The organism is Enterobacter quasimori (assembly GCF_018597345.1).
GTDB classification, from domain to species: Bacteria; Pseudomonadota; Gammaproteobacteria; order Enterobacterales; family Enterobacteriaceae; genus Enterobacter; species Enterobacter mori.
The window spans coordinates 237209-254360 of the sequence record NZ_JAHEVU010000003.1 but is presented as its reverse complement, the minus strand read 5'-3'; the positions used below and the strand labels follow the sequence as shown (position 1 = coordinate 254360).

General features: G+C 57.8%; 15 protein-coding genes and 1 riboswitch. Of the genes, 5 read left to right on the top strand and 10 right to left on the bottom strand.

The window, feature by feature from the left end:
- Positions 1-53: 53 nt before the first annotated feature.
- The 5 genes from parE to nudF are packed head-to-tail and all read right to left on the bottom strand — an operon-like array spanning position 54 to position 4462.
- Positions 54-1946: a DNA topoisomerase IV subunit B gene (parE, locus tag KK102_RS13305; protein ID WP_126545231.1), complete on the bottom strand. Its 1893-nt coding sequence runs from the start codon at positions 1944-1946 to the stop codon at positions 54-56.
- Positions 1947-1974: 28 nt separating this feature from the next.
- Positions 1975-2556, bottom strand: a complete 582-nt coding sequence (gene yqiA, locus KK102_RS13300) for an esterase YqiA (RefSeq protein WP_126545232.1) — start codon at positions 2554-2556, stop codon at positions 1975-1977.
- Complete coding sequence (gene cpdA / locus KK102_RS13295) at positions 2556-3383, bottom strand: 3',5'-cyclic-AMP phosphodiesterase (RefSeq protein WP_042714985.1); 828 nt, start codon at positions 3381-3383, stop codon at positions 2556-2558. The genes yqiA and cpdA overlap by 1 nt, the downstream gene beginning before the upstream one ends.
- A gap of 27 nt (positions 3384-3410) precedes the next feature.
- Complete coding sequence (locus tag KK102_RS13290; RefSeq protein WP_003862516.1) at positions 3411-3833, bottom strand: DUF1249 family protein; 423 nt, start codon at positions 3831-3833, stop codon at positions 3411-3413.
- Entirely contained in the window at positions 3830-4462 is a 633-nt protein-coding gene (gene nudF, locus KK102_RS13285) for an ADP-ribose diphosphatase (RefSeq protein WP_216357770.1), read from the bottom strand. Before nudF ends, KK102_RS13290 begins: the two co-directional genes overlap by 4 nt.
- A 203-nt stretch (positions 4463-4665) precedes the next feature.
- Between nudF and tolC the strand changes: the two genes are divergently transcribed.
- From tolC to KK102_RS13270, 3 genes are all read left to right on the top strand, one after another.
- Positions 4666-6144 (top strand): outer membrane channel protein TolC, encoded by a 1479-nt coding sequence (gene tolC, locus KK102_RS13280; protein WP_216357769.1) that lies wholly within the window; start codon positions 4666-4668, stop codon positions 6142-6144.
- 194 nt (positions 6145-6338) lie between these two features.
- Entirely contained in the window at positions 6339-7004 is a 666-nt protein-coding gene (locus tag KK102_RS13275) for a DUF1190 family protein (RefSeq protein WP_126545234.1), read from the top strand.
- Between the two features lie 2 nt (positions 7005-7006).
- Positions 7007-8167 (top strand): glutathionylspermidine synthase family protein, encoded by a 1161-nt coding sequence (locus KK102_RS13270; protein ID WP_216357768.1) that lies wholly within the window; start codon positions 7007-7009, stop codon positions 8165-8167.
- A gap of 82 nt (positions 8168-8249) precedes the next feature.
- On the opposite strand, the gene ygiD is transcribed toward KK102_RS13270, so the two are convergent.
- Positions 8250-9038, bottom strand: coding sequence for a 4,5-DOPA-extradiol-dioxygenase (gene ygiD / locus KK102_RS13265; protein ID WP_126545236.1), 789 nt, complete (start codon positions 9036-9038; stop codon positions 8250-8252).
- A gap of 131 nt (positions 9039-9169) precedes the next feature.
- Here ygiD and zupT point away from each other — a divergent pair, with 131 nt between their 5' ends.
- The gene (gene zupT, locus KK102_RS13260) at positions 9170-9943 is read left to right on the top strand and encodes a zinc transporter ZupT (RefSeq protein WP_126545237.1); all 774 of its coding nucleotides are present in this window, start codon (positions 9170-9172) and stop codon (positions 9941-9943) included.
- Positions 9944-9975: 32 nt separating this feature from the next.
- Here zupT and ribB read toward each other — a convergent pair whose 3' ends face one another.
- Entirely contained in the window at positions 9976-10629 is a 654-nt protein-coding gene (gene ribB, locus KK102_RS13255) for a 3,4-dihydroxy-2-butanone-4-phosphate synthase (RefSeq protein ID WP_010435670.1), read from the bottom strand.
- 106 nt (positions 10630-10735) lie between these two features.
- Positions 10736-10886: riboswitch (FMN riboswitch) on the bottom strand.
- 119 nt (positions 10887-11005) lie between these two features.
- Here ribB and ubiK point away from each other — a divergent pair.
- Positions 11006-11302: a ubiquinone biosynthesis accessory factor UbiK gene (ubiK, locus tag KK102_RS13250; RefSeq protein ID WP_126545238.1), complete on the top strand. Its 297-nt coding sequence runs from the start codon at positions 11006-11008 to the stop codon at positions 11300-11302.
- A gap of 116 nt (positions 11303-11418) precedes the next feature.
- Here ubiK and hldE read toward each other — a convergent pair whose 3' ends face one another.
- The 3 genes from hldE to KK102_RS13235 are packed head-to-tail and all read right to left on the bottom strand — an operon-like array spanning position 11419 to position 17068.
- Complete coding sequence (gene hldE / locus KK102_RS13245) at positions 11419-12849, bottom strand: bifunctional D-glycero-beta-D-manno-heptose-7-phosphate kinase/D-glycero-beta-D-manno-heptose 1-phosphate adenylyltransferase HldE (RefSeq protein WP_003862540.1); 1431 nt, start codon at positions 12847-12849, stop codon at positions 11419-11421.
- A 40-nt stretch (positions 12850-12889) separates the two neighbouring features.
- Positions 12890-15745 (bottom strand): bifunctional [glutamate--ammonia ligase]-adenylyl-L-tyrosine phosphorylase/[glutamate--ammonia-ligase] adenylyltransferase, encoded by a 2856-nt coding sequence (glnE, locus tag KK102_RS13240; RefSeq protein WP_216357767.1) that lies wholly within the window; start codon positions 15743-15745, stop codon positions 12890-12892.
- Positions 15746-15766: 21 nt separating this feature from the next.
- Entirely contained in the window at positions 15767-17068 is a 1302-nt protein-coding gene (locus tag KK102_RS13235; protein WP_216357766.1) for a CYTH domain-containing protein, read from the bottom strand.
- Between the last annotated feature and the right edge of the window lie 84 nt (positions 17069-17152).

Here is a 17152-nt window from a genome sequence, read left to right as displayed (position 1 = left end):
AGGGAAATTGAACACCCTCTCCCCTTTGGGGAGAGGGCCGGGGTGAGAGGACATCAGGCCTCAATATCCGCCATATCGCCTTTCTCCTGCAGCCAGTTACGTCGGTCTTCCGAACGTTTCTTGGCAAGGAGCATATCCATCATGGCGTTGGTCTGCTGTTCGTCCTCATCGCTGATCGTCAGCTGCACCAGGCGGCGCGTGTTCGGATCCAGCGTCGTTTCGCGAAGCTGCATCGGGTTCATCTCGCCCAGCCCTTTAAAGCGCTGCACGTTCGGTTTGCCCTTCTTGCGCTTCAGCTGTTCCAGCACGCCCGCTTTTTCTTCTTCCGTCAGCGCGTAGTAAACCTCTTTGCCGAGGTCGATACGGTAGAGCGGCGGCAGCGCCACGTGGACGTGACCGTTTTTCACCAGCGTGCGGAAGTGCTTCACGAACAGCGCGCAGAGCAGCGTGGCGATGTGCAGGCCGTCGGAGTCCGCATCCGCGAGGATACAGATCTTGCCGTAGCGCAGCTGGCTCAGATCGTCGCTGTCCGGATCGATGCCGATCGCCACCGAGATATCGTGGACTTCCTGCGAGGCCAGCACTTCATCAGACGAGACCTCCCAGGTGTTCAGGATCTTACCCTTGAGCGGCATGATCGCCTGATATTCACGATCGCGCGCCTGCTTGGCCGATCCACCCGCCGAGTCCCCTTCCACGAGGAACAGTTCGGTACGGTTGAGATCCTGTGCAGTACAGTCCGCCAGCTTGCCCGGCAGCGCGGGGCCGCTGGTAAGCTTTTTACGCACCACTTTCTTCGCGGCACGCAGACGACGCTGGGCGCTGGAGATCGCCATTTCAGCCAGCATTTCGGCTGCCTGAACGTTCTGGTTCAGCCACAGGGTAAATGCATCTTTCACCACGCCGGAAACGAACGCCGCGCACTGACGTGATGACAGGCGCTCTTTGGTCTGACCGGCAAACTGCGGATCCTGCATCTTCACGGAGAGGACGTAGGCGCAGCGATCCCAGATATCTTCCGCCGACAGCTTCACGCCGCGCGGCAGGATATTGCGGTATTCGCAGAATTCGCGCATCGCGTCCAGCAGCCCCTGACGCAGGCCGTTGACGTGCGTACCGCCGAGCATGGTGGGGATCAGGTTAACGTAGCTTTCGGTCAGCAGCTCGCCGCCTTCCGGCAGCCACAGCAGCGCCCAGTCTACCGCCTCGGTATCGCCGGTGAAATTGCCGACGAACGGTTTTTCCGGCAGCGTCGGCAGGCCGTTAACCGCTTCGCACAGGTAGTCGTTCAGACCGTCGGCGTAGCACCAGGTTTGCGCGGTGTTGTTAACGTGGTCTGTAAAGGTGATTTCCACGCCCGGGCACAGCACCGCTTTGGCTTTCAGCAGGTGCGTCAGGCGAGAAACAGAAAAACGCGGGCTGTCGAAGAAGCTTTCGTCAGGCCAGAAGTGGACGCTGGTGCCGGTATTGCGTTTGCCGCACGTACCGACAACCTGCAGATCCTGCACTTTATCGCCGTTTTCAAAGGCGATGTTATAGACCTGACCATCGCGACGAACGTTCACTTCCACGCGTTTGGACAGGGCATTCACCACGGAAATACCCACGCCGTGCAGGCCGCCGGAGAACTGGTAGTTCTTGTTGGAGAACTTACCGCCCGCATGCAGACGGCAGAGGATCAGCTCAACGGCAGGCACGCCCTCTTCCGGGTGGATATCCACCGGCATGCCGCGCCCGTCGTCAATAACTTCCAGCGACTGATCGGCGTGCAGGATAACGTCAACGCGTTTGGCATGGCCTGCCAGCGCTTCGTCCACACTGTTATCAATAACTTCCTGGCCCAGGTGGTTTGGGCGCGTCGTATCGGTGTACATCCCCGGGCGGCGGCGAACCGGCTCAAGCCCGGTGAGTACCTCAATGGCATCAGCGTTATAGGTTTGCGTCATGATTTAAGCTAGCAATTCGCATTGATTGTCAGTGGCTGTGCAGTCCAAGAAAATCGACAATCTGGGTGAAATGATCCTCAAAGCCCGTGAAAGCATGGTTTCCGCCCTCTTCTATAGTCTGGCGGCAGGATGCGTAATACGCCACTGCCTGGCGGTAATCCAGCACTTCATCACCCGTCTGCTGCAGCAGCCAGATGAGATCCGGCGCTTCAAGCGGGTCGACCTGCATAACTTTGAGATCGTAAATATGGCGTGACTCTAGCACATATTGTTGGCCGGTGTAGGGGTTCTCGTTTTCGCCAAGAAAGTCCCTCAGCAGCTCAAATGGCCGTACCGCCGGGTTAACCACCACTGCGGGCAGCATAAAGCATTGTGACAGCCAGGTGGCGTAATATCCTCCCAGCGATGAACCGACCACGCCAAAGTATTCGCCACCGTGTTCCAGGACGATCGATTCCAGCATCTCCGCCGCGTCCGCCGGGTATGGCGGCAGCTGCGGGACGATCATCTCAACGTGCGGGTGATGCTCGCTCAGCCAGTGGCGAAACTGCGTCGCTTTCGCGGAGCGCGGCGAGCTGTTGAAACCGTGAAGATAGAGAAGCGTAGACATCAATAGCCTTCGGAAGCGGTATCGGGACGGAATTTTGCGCCTGACAAACGGCACACTTCTGTCGTCAGGTTGCCATCGGCATGCAGTTCCAGCCAGCGCCAGCCTGGTGCGATGGTGTCCAGGGTGAAGTTAGCGCAATGCGGCTTAAACTGCACGCAAGTGGACGGCGTGGCGAGCATTCGACGGCCATTCCAGTCGAGATCCTGTTCCTGATGAATGTGTCCGCACAGCAGATTTTTCACGCGAGGGAAGTTCACCAGCACGCTGTCCAGCGCCGCTGAGTTACGCAGGCTGTGTTGATCGAGCCAGCTGCAGCCCGCGGGTAGCGGATGATGATGAAGCAGCAGCAGCGTATTGCGTGCCGGTTCGGCAGCCAGTTTGGTTTCGAGCCAGTCAAGCTGAAACTCGCTTAACTCACCGTGCGGGACGCCAAAGACCTGGCTGTCGAGCAGTAAAATTTGCCAGTGGTCCCCTGCAAAAACGCACTTCGCCGGGGAGATCCCCGACTCCAGGAGCGAACTGTACATGGCAGGCTGGAAATCATGGTTGCCGGGCAGCCATACGCAAGGCACGCTGAAGCTCGCGATGCCTTCAGCAAAATGCTGGTAGGCCGCGGAGGACTGATCCTGCGCCAGATCGCCCGTTGCGACAATCAGATCGCAGGCGCGATTTTCGGCGTGAATCGCGTTGAGTACAGCCTGATAGCTCTCCCAGGTATTCACGCCCAGCAGAGTTTCATGCTTTTCGGCAAACAGGTGGGTATCGGTGATTTGTAATATCCTGACTGGCGCCCCACCAGCAACAGTCAGGTTCAACAGGCTTTCCAAATGGTGTCCTTAGGTAGGTTTATGACGCTAACAAACCGGAATCGCCATTGCTCCATGTGCTAAACAATATCTTAGCCAGTCGGCTAAAAACTGGTTAATTTGATGCTTTTCGTCGCGTTGATGCAACTTTTTATTCGGGTAATCATACCGCGCTTTGAAGCGAAAGATCTGCTGGCTCGAACACACTTCAGCGACCATCGCGTCGTGATAGAGGCGCACCGTCATCGACGGCAGGCTCCAGTAGCTAATGCTGGGGGCCGTTTGCTCAATCTCCACCAGCGTAGTGTAGCGCGTTGATTCTGTTATCGTTAACCGATACTGCGCGTTGCTCACCTGATAGCTTACCGTTTCGCCGGGTGCGTCGTTTCTCGGCAGCAGACGGCGCAGCTGTGCAAAATTGGTTTCGCACAGGCGCATCATTTCTGGGAAGTCAGGCGTATAGCGCTTCATTTTTTCCACTCGTTTCGTAATGTCTGATAATGCAGTTGTAGCCATTGCAGGGCGATGACAGACGCTGCGTTGTCGATTTTCCCCTCTTCTACCCACTGGTAAGCCTGTTCCCGGCTCACCACATGAACCCGAATATCTTCGTTTTCATCTGCCAGACCGTGGATCCCTTCTGCGGTCGTGGCGTCCACTTCGCCCACCATAATGGATAAGCGTTCACTTGTGCCACCCGGGCTTGCCAAATAGCTGAGCACGGGTTTTGTTCTCCCGACAACCAGACCCGCCTCTTCCAGCGCTTCGCGCCGGGCAACGTCCTCGACCGATTCGCCCTCTTCAATCATCCCGGCCACCATCTCCAGCAGCCACGGGCTTTCGCTGACGTCATAAGCGGCGATGCGGATCTGCTCAACCAGCACCACTTCATCGAGCACTGGGTCAAAGGGTAGCAAGACTGCAGCATGCCCGCGCTCAAAAATTTCGCGTTTGATTTCGCCGCTCATCTCGCCGTTAAACAGGCGATGCCTGAAACGGTAAAGATCCATTGAAAAAAAACCGCTATAAAGCGTTTCTCGTGCAATAATTTCTACATCGTTTTTGGCGAATGTGACGGGCAACTTCTCTGTTTTTTGCATAAATCATGTCCTGGTAGCAATGGTGATGAAATGATGAATTTCAAGGCTGTTTGGCTGCCGTTTGTAAGGCTATATGATAGATTGGTGCAAATTACCGCCAGATGGCACGTAACGCCAACCTTTTGGTGTGGATGATTCTGTTAGAATCGGCAATTATTTTTAATTAGATCAGCGCTAATACTGCTTCACAACAAGGAATGCAAATGAAGAAATTGCTCCCCATCCTTATCGGCCTGAGCCTGACGGGCTTCAGTGCAATGAGCCAGGCGGAAAACCTGTTACAGGTCTACCAGCAGGCACGTCTGGGCAACCCTGATTTACGTAAATCAGCGGCCGATCGTGATGCTGCGTTTGAAAAGATTAACGAAGCGCGTAGCCCGCTGCTGCCGCAGTTAGGTTTAGGTGCAGATTATACCTACAGCAACGGTTTCCGCGACGCTAACGGCGTTAACTCCAATGCCACCAGCGCATCACTGCAGTTAACCCAGACGCTGTTTGACATGTCCAAATGGCGCGCCCTGACCCTGCAGGAAAAGAGCGCGGGTATTCAGGACGTGACGTATCAGACCGATCAGCAGACGCTGATCCTCAATACCGCCACCGCGTACTTCAACGTGCTGAGCGCGATTGACTCGCTCTCCTACACCGAAGCGCAGAAACAGGCGATTTACCGTCAGTTGGATCAAACCACCCAGCGCTTCAACGTGGGTCTGGTGGCGATCACCGACGTGCAGAACGCCCGTTCACAGTACGACAGCGTACTGGCCAACGAAGTCACCGCGCGTAACAACCTTGATAACGCGCTGGAATCACTTCGTCAGGTGACGGGTAACTACTACCCTGAGCTGGCCTCCCTGAACGTGGACAGCTTCAAAACCGATAAGCCGCAGGCCGTTAACGCCCTGCTGAAAGAAGCGGAAAACCGCAACCTGGCGTTATTGCAGGCGCGTCTGAGCCAGGATCTGGCCCGCGAGCAAATTCGTCAGGCGCAGGACGGCCATCTGCCAACCCTGAGCCTGAGCGCCTCTACCGGTGTCTCTGATACGACCTATAGCGGTTCTAAAACCAACTCAGCCCAGTATGACGACAGCAACCAGGGTCAGAATAAAGTGGGCCTGAGCTTCTCCCTGCCGCTGTACCAGGGCGGCATGGTGAACTCCCAGGTGAAACAGGCGCAGTACAACTTTGTTGGCGCAAGCGAGCAGCTGGAAAGTGCACACCGTAACGTGGTACAGACCGTGCGTTCTTCCTTCAACAACGTGAACGCCTCGATCAGCAGCATCAACGCTTACAAACAGGCCGTTGTGTCTGCACAGAGCTCTCTTGACGCGATGGAAGCGGGTTACTCGGTCGGTACACGTACTATCGTTGACGTGCTGGACGCAACCACCACGCTGTACAACGCGAAGCAGCAGCTCTCCAGCGCACGTTACCAGTACCTGATTAACCAGCTGAACATTAAGCAGGCTCTGGGTACGCTGAACGAGCAGGATCTGCAGTCGCTGAACAGCGCGCTGGGCAAACCGGTTTCGACTTCACCGGAAAGCGTTGCACCGGAGAACCCGCAGCAGGTTGCCGCGGTGGATAACTTCAACGGTGACAGCAACACCCCTGCTGCACAGCCCGCTGCCGCGCGCACCACCGCGCCTGCCAGCAAGGGCAATAATCCGTTCCGTAACTAAGCATTGCCCGATGGCGCTTCGCTTATCGGGCCTACTGAATCGTAGGCCGGGTAAGCGCAGCGCCACCCGGCGCAAAATCACATCCGAACGTAAGCCAACGTAAAGATCCCCCTGATTCCGCCCCTCTTCGCTTCATTTTCAACCACTCATCCTCTATCCTGAGCGTTATTACCACTGGGTCCTGGAAGACAAAGATGAAACGGACAAAAACGATTAATCACGCATCGTTCCGCAAGAGCTGGAACGCACGTCACCTCACCCCTGTTGCACTGGCGGTCACCGCCGTCTTTATGCTGGCAGGCTGTGAGCAAAGCGACGAAACGGTCTCGATGTATCAAAACGCGGATGACTGCTCGGCCGCAACCGGTAAAGCCGCAGAATGTACGACGGCGTATAACAGCGCGCTGAAAGAAGCGGAACGCACCGCACCGAAATATGCTTCGCGCGAAGACTGCGTGGCGGAATTCGGCGAAGGCCAGTGCCAGCAGGCTCCTGCTCAGGCAGGCATGGCGCCGGAAAACCAGGCGCAGGCGCAGTCCAGCGGCAGCTTCTGGATGCCGCTGATGGCGGGCTACATGATGGGCCGCATGATGAGCGGCGGCGCGGGCTACCAGCAGCAGCCGCTGTTTAGCTCCAAAAACCCAAACAGCCCGGCATACGGTAAATACACCGACGCCACAGGTAAAAACTACGGTGCAGCAACGCCTGGCCGTACCATGACCGTGCCTAAAACGGCGATGGCGCCTAAGCCAGCGACCACCAGCACCATCACCCGTGGCGGCTTTGGTGAGTCTGTGGCGAAACAGACCACCATGCAGCGTAGCGCGACCGGTACCTCTACTCGCTCAATGGGCGGCTGATCATGGAACGAGTCAGTATTGTTGAGCGCCCGGACTGGCGCGAAAAAGCGACAGAGTACGGTTTTAACTTTCACACCATGTACGGCGAACCGTACTGGTGTGAAGATGCTTACTATAAGCTCACGCTTGCCCAGGTCGAAAAGCTGGAAGAGGTCACCGCTGAGCTGCACCAGATGTGCCTGAAGGTTGTCGAGAAGGTTATCGGCAGCGATGAGCTGATGACCAAATTCCGCATCCCGAAACACACCTGGAGTTTTGTTCATCAATCATGGAAAACCAGCCAGCCGTCGCTTTACTCTCGTCTCGATCTGGCATGGGATGGCGTGGGCGAACCTAAGCTGCTTGAGAACAATGCGGATACCCCAACCTCGCTGTACGAAGCCGCGTTCTTCCAGTGGATCTGGCTGGAAGATCAGGTGAGTGCCGGGAACCTGCCGGAAGGCAGCGACCAGTTCAACAGCCTGCAGGAAAAGCTGATCGAGCGCTTCGCCGAGCTGCGCGAGCAGTTTGGCTTCAACCTGCTGCATCTCGCCTGCTGCCGCGACACGGAAGAAGACCGTGGAACGGTTCAGTATCTGCAGGATTGCGCAGCAGAAGCGGAAGTGGCGACAGAGTTCCTCTATATCGAAGATATCGGCCTGGGAGAAAAAGGTCAGTTCACGGACATGCAGGATCAGGTGATCAGCAACCTGTTCAAGCTCTACCCGTGGGAGTACATGCTGCGCGAGATGTTCTCCACCAAGCTGGAAGATGCTGGCGTGCGCTGGCTGGAACCGGCCTGGAAGAGCATTATCTCCAACAAAGCCCTGCTGCCGATGCTGTGGGAGATGTTCCCGAATCACCCGAACCTGCTGCCTGCGTACTTTGCGGAAGATAATTACCCGCAGATGGAGAAATACGTCGTTAAGCCGATCTTCTCCCGCGAAGGGGCGAACGTGTCGATTATCGAAAACGGTAAAACGCTGGAAGCGGTTGAAGGGCCGTACGGCGAAGAAGGGATGATCGTCCAGGAGTTCTATCCACTGCCGAAGTTTGGCGACAGCTATACGCTGATTGGCAGCTGGCTCATCAACGATCAACCGGCCGGGATTGGCATTCGCGAAGATCGCGCGCTGATCACGCAGGATCTGTCGCGGTTCTATCCGCATATTTTTACTGAGTAAGGCTTGCCCGGTGGCGCTACGCTTACCGGGCCTACGCGCGACATGTAGGCCGGGTAAGGCGAAGCCGCCACCCGGCATGTTTTTACCCAATCTGCACCGACAGCATACTTAAACTCCCCATCTCAATGCCATCAATCGGGATCGTAATCGGTTCCTGGCCATCCCACGCGCCAAGCACATACAGCAGCGGCAGGAAGTGCTCCGGGGTCGGGTTAGAGAGCGAACCGCCCTCATGATCCAGATAGTTCACCAGCGGATGCGCCTCAGCCGGCCCCTGCCACGTCAGGTTCGCTTTAACGTAGTCATTAAAAGCGGTCGCCCATGGATATGGCGTGTTTTCGCCGTGCCAGCGCGCCGTACGCAGGTTATGCACCACGTTGCCGCTTGCCACCAGCATGATGCCTTCATCACGCAGGGTTGCCAGCTTGCGGCCCATTTCCAGATGCCAGGCGGCAGGTTTGGTGCTGTCGATGCTCAACTGTACCATTGGGATATCGGCATCCGGATACATCTTAATCAGCACGCCCCAGGATCCGTGGTCAAAGCCCCAGGCTTCTTTATCCAGCGTAACCGGAACGGGAGCCAGTAAATCAACCAGCTGTTGTGCCAGTTCAGGCGAACCCGGCGCAGGATAATGCGTATCGTACAGCGCCTGCGGGAAGCCGCCGAAATCATGGATGGTCTTTGGTGCTTCCATCGCGGTGACGCCCGTACCACGGGTAAACCAGTGTGCAGATACCACCACTATCGCCTTCGGACGCGGTAACGTCTCACCCAAATGACGCCAGGCGCGGGTATAGACGTTATCTTCCAGAACGTTCATTGGGCTACCGTGGCCTAAAAACAGTGCTGGCATACGTGAAGAAGTCATGGTGATATCCTTAGAGATATTGGCAATTTGATGATGCTACATTACGCGCAATCACGTGCAGATAAACGCAGATAAGCATGAAGATCATCATCAGGAAATTTGAATATCAGGAACAGCGTAAGGAGGGATGAATGTCAGTACCTTTAATTCTGACAATACTGGCGGGTGCTGCCACCTTTATTGGCGCGATCCTCGGCGTGCTCGGACAAAAACCATCTAACCGCGTGCTGGCCTTCTCGCTGGGCTTTGCTGCCGGGATTATGCTGCTCATCTCGTTAATGGAGATGCTCCCTGCAGCACTGGGTACCAGGGGCATGTCGCCCATTCTGGGCTACGGCATGTTTGTACTGGGGTTGCTGGGCTACTTTGCCCTCGACCGCATGCTGCCTCATGCACATCCGCAGGATCTAATGCAGAAAAACGTTACCCCCCTGCCGCGTAATATCAAGCGTACCGCCATCCTGCTGACGCTCGGCATCAGCCTGCATAACTTCCCGGAAGGGGTCGCCACCTACGTGACGGCGAGCAGCAATCTGGAAATGGGCTTTGGCATCGCGCTGGCGGTCGCCTTGCACAATATTCCTGAAGGACTGGCCGTCGCCGGGCCGGTTTATGCCGCCACCGGCTCAAAGCGCACCGCCGTGTTCTGGGCAGGAATATCAGGCATGGCGGAAATTCTCGGCGGCGTGCTAGCCTGGCTGATCCTGGGCAGCCTGGTCTCCCCGGTTGTGATGGCGGCTATCATGGCAGCTGTCGCCGGGATTATGGTTGCGCTTTCGGTAGATGAGTTGATGCCGCTGGCAAAAGAGATCGACCCCAATAACAACCCCAGCTATGGCGTGCTGTGCGGGATGTCTGTGATGGGGTTAAGTCTGGTTCTGCTGCAGACCGCAGGAATCGGGTAAAAAAACGCCGGGACATCCCGGCGTTTTTATTATCAGCTGGCTTTGCGCTCGTGCGCCTGGCGATACTCCACCAGATCTTCAATCGTGACCACCGGCATGTTGTGCAGACGGGCAAAGGTGATGCACTCCGGCGCGCGCGCCATGGTGCCGTCATCGTTGGTCAGTTCACACAGCACGCCCGCAGGTTTGAAGCCCGCCAGCGTCACCAGGTCGATGGTCGCTTCGGTGTGACCGCCGCGGGTCAGGACACCGCCCGCCTGCGCGCGCAGTGGGAAGACGTGGCCTGGACGATGCAGATCGGATGGCTTCGCACCGTCAGCAATGGCGGCACGTACGGTGGTCAGACGGTCAGCCGCAGACACACCGGTGGTCACGCCATGCGCCGCTTCAATGGTCACGGTAAAACCGGTACCAAAGGCGCTGGTGTTGTTTTCGACCATCATCGGCAGCTCGAGCTGCTTACGACGATCTTCGGTAATACACAGGCATACGATGCCGCTGCCGTGACGGATGGTCAGCGCCATCTGTTCAACGGTCATGTTTTCGGCGGCGAAAATCATATCGCCTTCGTTTTCACGGTTTTCATCGTCAAGCACCATCACACCGCGGCCTTCGCGCAGTGCGTCCAGTGCATGTTCAACACGTTGAGTTGAAGTGCCAAAAGAGGAAAGTAGCGTCTGATTCATGGTAAAAAAACCTCATTAACATTATGGTTACCAGAATCAGGGCAGTCTTAGGAGCGCCGTATAAGCGGCAAAAAAATAACGTGAGCGGGCCCATGCCCGACTGGATCGTTACTCTCTCCCATCCGGACTCTAACCGTCGGCCCCGGAATTACACCGGATCTGCTGACCTTTGAGAATTCACCCAAAGCGCTCGCGGGCTTTCAGCGTCATGCTGATTTACCGCCGGTGGGGAATTTCGCCCCGCCCTGAGAATAAGCGAGATAACTATAACGCTATTGATTACCCTGGGCAATGCATAAGCATCAAACAATTTTGTTTAACCTGAGGCAGGCACGCTACAATAGGCACTAACACCTTTTCATCAAGGGAAACGACAATGATTGACCCAAAGAAAATTGAGCAAATTGCGCGTCAGGTTCATGAATCTATGCCGAAAGGCATTCGTGAATTTGGTGATGACGTTGAGAAAAAAATCCGCCAGACGCTGCAGGCGCAGTTGGTTCGCCTTGATCTCGTCAGCCGTGAAGAATTTGACGTGCAGACCCAAGTTCTGCTGCGCACCCGCGAGAAGCTGGCGCTGCTGGAACAGCGTCTGACCGAGCTGGAAAACCGCAATGCGCCGGAAGAAGTGAAGCCGGCACCGGCTATTCCTCCGGTGGATGAGCAGGAGTAAGTGCGGCCTGTTGTGCCCGGTGGCGGCTACGCCTTACCGGGCCTACATGAATGCGTAGGTCGGGTAAGGCGCAGCCGCCACCCGACATAAATAAACGGGCCAACTGGCCCGTTTTTTTACTGACTGTCTTTCTGGATCTTCTTGATGATGTTGGTGGTGGAACACCCGTCCTCAAAGTTGAGCACCATCACCTCGCCGCCGTTGGCCCAGACCTCTTCGCTACCCGCGATTTGCTCCGGCTTGTAATCCCCGCCTTTTACCAGCAGATCCGGCAGAATACCGGCAATCAGACGCTGCGGTGTGTCTTCTTCAAACGACACTACCCAGTCCACGGCTTCCAGCGCGCCGAGTACGATCATCCGCTGCTCAAGCGGGTTCACCGGACGCGTTTCACCCTTCAGGCGTTTCGTCGACGCATCGCTGTTCACCGCCACAATCAGGCGATCGCCCAGCTTGCGCGCATTCGCCAGATAGGAGACGTGGCCCGCGTGCAGGATGTCAAACACGCCGTTGGTCATCACCACTTTCTCACCGCGCTTGCGCGCGGCGGCGACGGCCACCTTGAGCTCGTCTTCGGTCATGACGCCAAAACCGGTGTCCGCACGGCCGCGCACCGCGTTTTCCAGCTCGATTGGGGAAACGGTTGAGGTACCGAGTTTACCGACCACCACGCCCGCCGCGGCGTTAGCGAAGTAGCACGCCTCTTCCAGGGAGTTTCCTGCGGCCAGCGTCGCCGCCAGCACGCCGATCACCGTATCACCGGCACCGGTCACGTCGTACACTTCCTGCGCCTGGGTTGGCATATGCAGCGGCGCCTTGCCCGGCTGCAGCAGCGTCATCCCCTGCTCGGAGCGGGTCACCAGCAGCGCTGAGAGCTCAAAGTCAGCAATGATCTTCATGCCGCGCTCAACCAGCTCTTCCTCGGTTTTGCACTTGCCCGCCACCGCTTCAAACTCGGAGAGGTTTGGCGTCAGCAGCGTCGCGCCGCGATAGCGCTCAAAGTCGGTGCCTTTCGGGTCGATCAGCACGGGAACGCTGGCTTTACGCGCCAGCTGGATCATCGTCTGCACGCTCGCCAGCGCGCCTTTCGCGTAGTCGGACAGCACCAGCGCGCCGATATTGCCCAGCGCCTGGTTAATGCGCTCGTGCAGCGGCTCGGGATCAACGCCTTCGAACCCTTCTTCAAAGTCGAGGCGGATCAGCTGCTGGTTGCGTGACAGCACGCGCAGCTTGGTGATGGTCGGGTGGGTCGGAACAGAAACGAAGTCGCACTTCACGTTCACGTCCGCCAGCGACTTGCTCAGCGCGCGCGCCGCATCGTCGATACCGGTCAGGCCCACCAGACGCGAGTGCGCGCCCAGAGAGGCAATGTTCATCGCCACGTTTGCCGCGCCGCCGGGACGCTCTTCAATGGTATCGACCTTAACCACCGGCACCGGTGCTTCCGGGGAGATGCGGCTGGTCGGGCCATACCAGTAACGATCCAGCATCACATCCCCAACAACCATAACCCCAGCACGTTCAAACTCTGGCAGTGTTACTTTCATTCCTGACTCCAGAAAGATTCACAATTTGCGCGCGATAATATCACACTTGTTTTGTTACGCACGGCTCCACCAGCCATTTCTGCCAGCTTGCCGTGACCTGTGCGCGTTCACCTGAGAAACAGTCCTGCGCGACATGACCCGGTTGTTCCTGCAGCGCCAGATGATGAAGCTCATCGCGCAGCGTCGTGTAGGCGCGGGTTAAGGCCTGCGCCTCCTGCTCGTCCATGATGTCGTTCTGCGCCAGCAGTTCCAGAATGCGCACGTTATCCGACCAGCGGGTCAGCTTCGGCTTGTCGTGGGCGTGGAGCAGCACCAGATACTGAGTAATGAACTCAATATCGGTGATCCCGCCCTCGTCGGCTTTGATATCAAAGCGATCGCGGTGTTTATTACCCAGGTGCGCGCGCATTTTCTCGCGCATCTCGCGCACTTCCGTTTGCAGCGTGGCACCCTCACGTACCGTCGTCATGACGTCCTTGCGAACGGCATCAAACTGCATTTTTAACTGCGGATCGCCATATACCACGCGGGCGCGCACCAGCGCCTGATGTTCCCACGTCCAGGCTTCGTTCTTCTGGTAATCGGCGAAGGATTCCGTTGAGGTCACCAGCATGCCCGCCGCGCCGGACGGACGCAGGCGGGCATCCACCTCGTACAAAATACCCGACGAGGTGCGGGTACTGAACAGGTGCATAATGCGCTGGGCCAGACGCAGATAGAACTGGCGCCCGTCAATCTCACGCTCGCCGTCGGTCATCACGTCAACCGGGCAGTCGTGCAGGAAGATTAAATCCAGATCGGAGCTGTATCCCAGCTCCCAGCCGCCGAGCTTGCCGTAACCCACCACGGCAAACCCTCGCCCCTCACGGTCAGCAAGGTGTTTCGGCTGGCCGTAGCGCGCCACCATCTGCACCCACGCCTGCTGAACTACCGCGTCGATGATCGCCTCCGCGAGCCAGGTTAAGTGATCGCTCACTTTCATCACCGGCAGCGTTCCGGCGATGTCCGCCGCCGCCACGCGCAGCATCTGGGCCTGCTTAAACTGCCGCTGCGCCTCCAGCTGCTGCTCTTCATCTTCTTCCGGCACGCGCAGCAGGTACTGGCGCAGCTCGTCGCGGTAGGCATCCGTCGCCGTGGGTTGATACAGGGTGTTCGGGTCGAGCAGCTCATCCAGCAGCAGCGGGTAACGTGCCAGCTTGTTGGCCACCATCGGCGAGGCGGCACAGAGGGAAATCAGATGCTTGAGCGCCCCCGGAAACTCGCTCAGGAGCTCCAGGTAGGTGGTACGCGTGACGATCCCGCTCAGCAGCGGCATCATGCGCGACAGCGGCACCGGCGCGTCTGCTCGCGAGCAGACCTCGCTCAGCAGGTGCGGCATCAGGTGATCCAGCACCTGACGGCCGCGCGGGCCGATGGCGCGCTTGTTCAGCTCAAGACGGAAATCGGCGATCAGCGCCACCACGCGATGGCGCGCGTCGTCGGTTAAGTGCGTCAGCACCGGCGTGGTGTCATCTTCCTGGAGCGCATCTTGCCACAGCTCGCGCCAGTGCTCGGAAAGGGCATCGTCCTGGGATTCACTTTCGTCATCACCAATCAGGTCGTTAAAGATGCGGCGCACGCCTGCCATATGGGCATCGAGCCGTTCGGTCAGCGTTGACCAGTCGTCCACGCGCATCCCCCAGGCCAGACGCGCCCGGTTAAGGTCATCCCCCGGCAGGGTCTGGGTCTGTTCGTCGTTGATGCTTTGCAGCAGGTTTTCCAGACGACGCAGGAAGAGGTAGGCGTCTCGCAGCGTTTGCGCGTCGCCTTCCGGCAAAAGGTGCAGCTGCTCGATGGCGCTCAGCGTCGGCAGCAGCGAGCGGGACTGTAACGACGGCTCACGCCCGCCGCGAATCAGCTGGAAGACCTGAACGATAAATTCGATTTCGCGAATGCCGCCCGCGCCGAGCTTGATGTTGTCCTTCAGCCCACGACGGCGCACCTCACGGGCGATCATCCCTTTCATATTGCGCAGGGACTGGATGACGCTGAAGTCGATATAGCGACGGAACACGAACGGGCGCAGCATGGCGCGCAGCTCGTTGGCGTAGACGTCGTCGCTGTCGCCCATGATCCGCGCTTTGACCATCGCGTAGCGTTCCCAGTCGCGCCCCTGCTCCTGGTAATAATCTTCCAGCGCGGCAAAGCTCAGCACCAGCGGGCCGCTGTCGCCAAACGGACGCAGGCGCATGTCCACGCGGTAAACAAAACCGTCCTGCGTGGGCTGATCCAGCGCCTTAATCAGACGCTGACCGAGGCGGGTAAAGAACTGGGCGTTGTCCAGCTCGCGACGGCCGCCGCGCGTGGAGCCGTTCTCGGGCCAGGCAAAAATCAGGTCGATATCGGAGGAGAAGTTCAGCTCGCAGCCGCCCAGCTTGCCCATCCCCAGAATCAACAGCGGCTGAGGAACCCCTTCCTCGCTGCACGGCGTGCCCCACTCTTTACAGCAGGCGGCGTAGAGCCAGTCGCGCGCGGCGACAATCAGCGTTTGCGCCAGCTCGCTTAGCTGCTGCAGCGTGCTCTCTTCGCTTACCCGCTCCAGCGCCTGAGCCCAGGCAATACGCACCATCACCCGACGGCGGAACTGACGCAGGACGCGCATCAGCGTCGCCTCATCCGCTACGTCTTCGAGTGCGGCCTGCAGCCAGCCGGCATAGTGCCGCCACTCGTCCGCCTGGGGCGGTGCGTTTTCAAGCTCAGCCAGCCAGTCCGGGTAGGCGGTGATGCTTTCCTGCACAAAATCACTGAAGGCGAGCACGCTTTTCGCCTGCTCGCTTAACGATGACGCCGGTAATGACTCGGGCAGACGTTCGCAAACGGTCTGCCACTGCTGCTGTAATTGCGAAGAAAGCGGCATTATTGGGGTTCCTTGCCAGAGTTAACGTTTTCCGCTGTGCAGCCAGAACGGCTCCTGCGAAATGGCCTCGTTACGGAAATGCTCAATCTCAATATGCTGGCGGGTTTCGATGGCATGCTTCAGCCCCTGCCAGTTTTCCAGCCACGCCTGCGCCTGTGGCCCGTCGTAGGCACCGGAAAGGAGCAGCATGCTGTCGATGTTGCGCGAAAGACGGGGAAGCTGATCGCCATACTTATCGCCGAGCGGATAGGCAAAGGTGCTCTTCAGTTCGGCGGCATGGCGGGAAAGATGAATATCCGCGAAACGTTTGAAGTTTTCCGCGATTTTGGCCTCTGCTTTCGCATCCAGGAAGGCGCGCCAGCCGCGCGTCACCAGAAACTCGGTCAGCGCCAGTTTTGCCGCGGCGGCTTGCGGGCTGTAGATCGCCGTTTGCGCGGATACGTCGGAGAGCATCAGCGCTTCGGTTTGCGTCAGCAGATCGCGTAAGTGAGCACTCGCTTTGCGAGGAACGACACCGCCGAACAGCGCAAGGGTATGACGCACCAGGGCAATGGCCGCCAGCACGTGGGATTTCGCGTTTTTCACATTACGCACCCACAGCTCTTCGTGGTACTGCCACTGGGAAAGCGCCAGCTCCAGCGCGGCTTCCAGACCCTGTTCAACGCTGGCTTTCGGCGCCACGCGCAAAATGGTCGTCTCTTTCAGCACGCGCGGCGCATTCCCCGCCGCCAGGTGGTAGCCGCGCGCGGCTTTGCTCAGGCTTCCCTGACGCAGTCCAGACTGGTTCACCAGCCTGCGCGCCAGCTTCAGCACGTCGTTGGCATCACCTTCCAGCAGTTCAAGCTCCAGTTCGCAAATCGGTTCCTGGAATTCCCCCGCCTTCACATCGCCCAGATCGAGGGCGATTTCGATGCGGCTTTTACCTTCCGTCACCAGCCATTTTTCGCGCCAGAAATCGGTGCTGAACAGCGGCTGCACTTCTGCGGATAAGGTTTCAGGGAGTTTGCCTTCCGGCCAGACCTCAGCCGGAAAACGTTCTAGCTCAAGTTCTGGCTTACTGATGTCGATATTGTATTCCGGGCGCTGGTGCAAACCGCCCACCACACGACCGGCAATTTTCATCGTCATCTCGTAGCGCCCGCTCGCGCCGCGAATGCGCAGGCCCATATCGTGACGACGCAGCCAGTTATCCGGCGTTTCGTAATAGATATTAAGCAGTTGTACCGGTTCATGGTGTTCGCCGGAAAGCGTGTGCAGATGCTGACGGAGCGCGTCAACGCTGTCTTTTTCGACGATAAACTTTAATTCGATTTCTTGTGCCATAGCCTTGTACTTTTGCCTGCGTCACAGACGCGTCGATGAAGGCGAACTTCCTCGCCATTTGTTTGTCAGTACATAGTATTTTGC

Coding starts and splice junctions, on each gene's coding strand:
- parE (WP_126545231.1), bottom strand. CDS start 1,946: ATGACGCAAACCTATAACGCTGATGCCATTGAGGTACTCACCGGGCTT.
- yqiA (WP_126545232.1), bottom strand. CDS start 2,556: ATGTCTACGCTTCTCTATCTTCACGGTTTCAACAGCTCGCCGCGCTCC.
- KK102_RS13290 (WP_003862516.1), bottom strand. CDS start 3,833: ATGAAGCGCTATACGCCTGACTTCCCAGAAATGATGCGCCTGTGCGAA.
- nudF (WP_216357770.1), bottom strand. CDS start 4,462: ATGCAAAAAACAGAGAAGTTGCCCGTCACATTCGCCAAAAACGATGTA.
- tolC (WP_216357769.1), top strand. CDS start 4,666: ATGAAGAAATTGCTCCCCATCCTTATCGGCCTGAGCCTGACGGGCTTC.
- KK102_RS13275 (WP_126545234.1), top strand. CDS start 6,339: ATGAAACGGACAAAAACGATTAATCACGCATCGTTCCGCAAGAGCTGG.
- KK102_RS13270 (WP_216357768.1), top strand. CDS start 7,007: ATGGAACGAGTCAGTATTGTTGAGCGCCCGGACTGGCGCGAAAAAGCG.
- ygiD (WP_126545236.1), bottom strand. CDS start 9,038: ATGACTTCTTCACGTATGCCAGCACTGTTTTTAGGCCACGGTAGCCCA.
- zupT (WP_126545237.1), top strand. CDS start 9,170: ATGTCAGTACCTTTAATTCTGACAATACTGGCGGGTGCTGCCACCTTT.
- ribB (WP_010435670.1), bottom strand. CDS start 10,629: ATGAATCAGACGCTACTTTCCTCTTTTGGCACTTCAACTCAACGTGTT.
- ubiK (WP_126545238.1), top strand. CDS start 11,006: ATGATTGACCCAAAGAAAATTGAGCAAATTGCGCGTCAGGTTCATGAA.
- hldE (WP_003862540.1), bottom strand. CDS start 12,849: ATGAAAGTAACACTGCCAGAGTTTGAACGTGCTGGGGTTATGGTTGTT.
- glnE (WP_216357767.1), bottom strand. CDS start 15,745: ATGCCGCTTTCTTCGCAATTACAGCAGCAGTGGCAGACCGTTTGCGAA.
- KK102_RS13235 (WP_216357766.1), bottom strand. CDS start 17,068: ATGGCACAAGAAATCGAATTAAAGTTTATCGTCGAAAAAGACAGCGTT.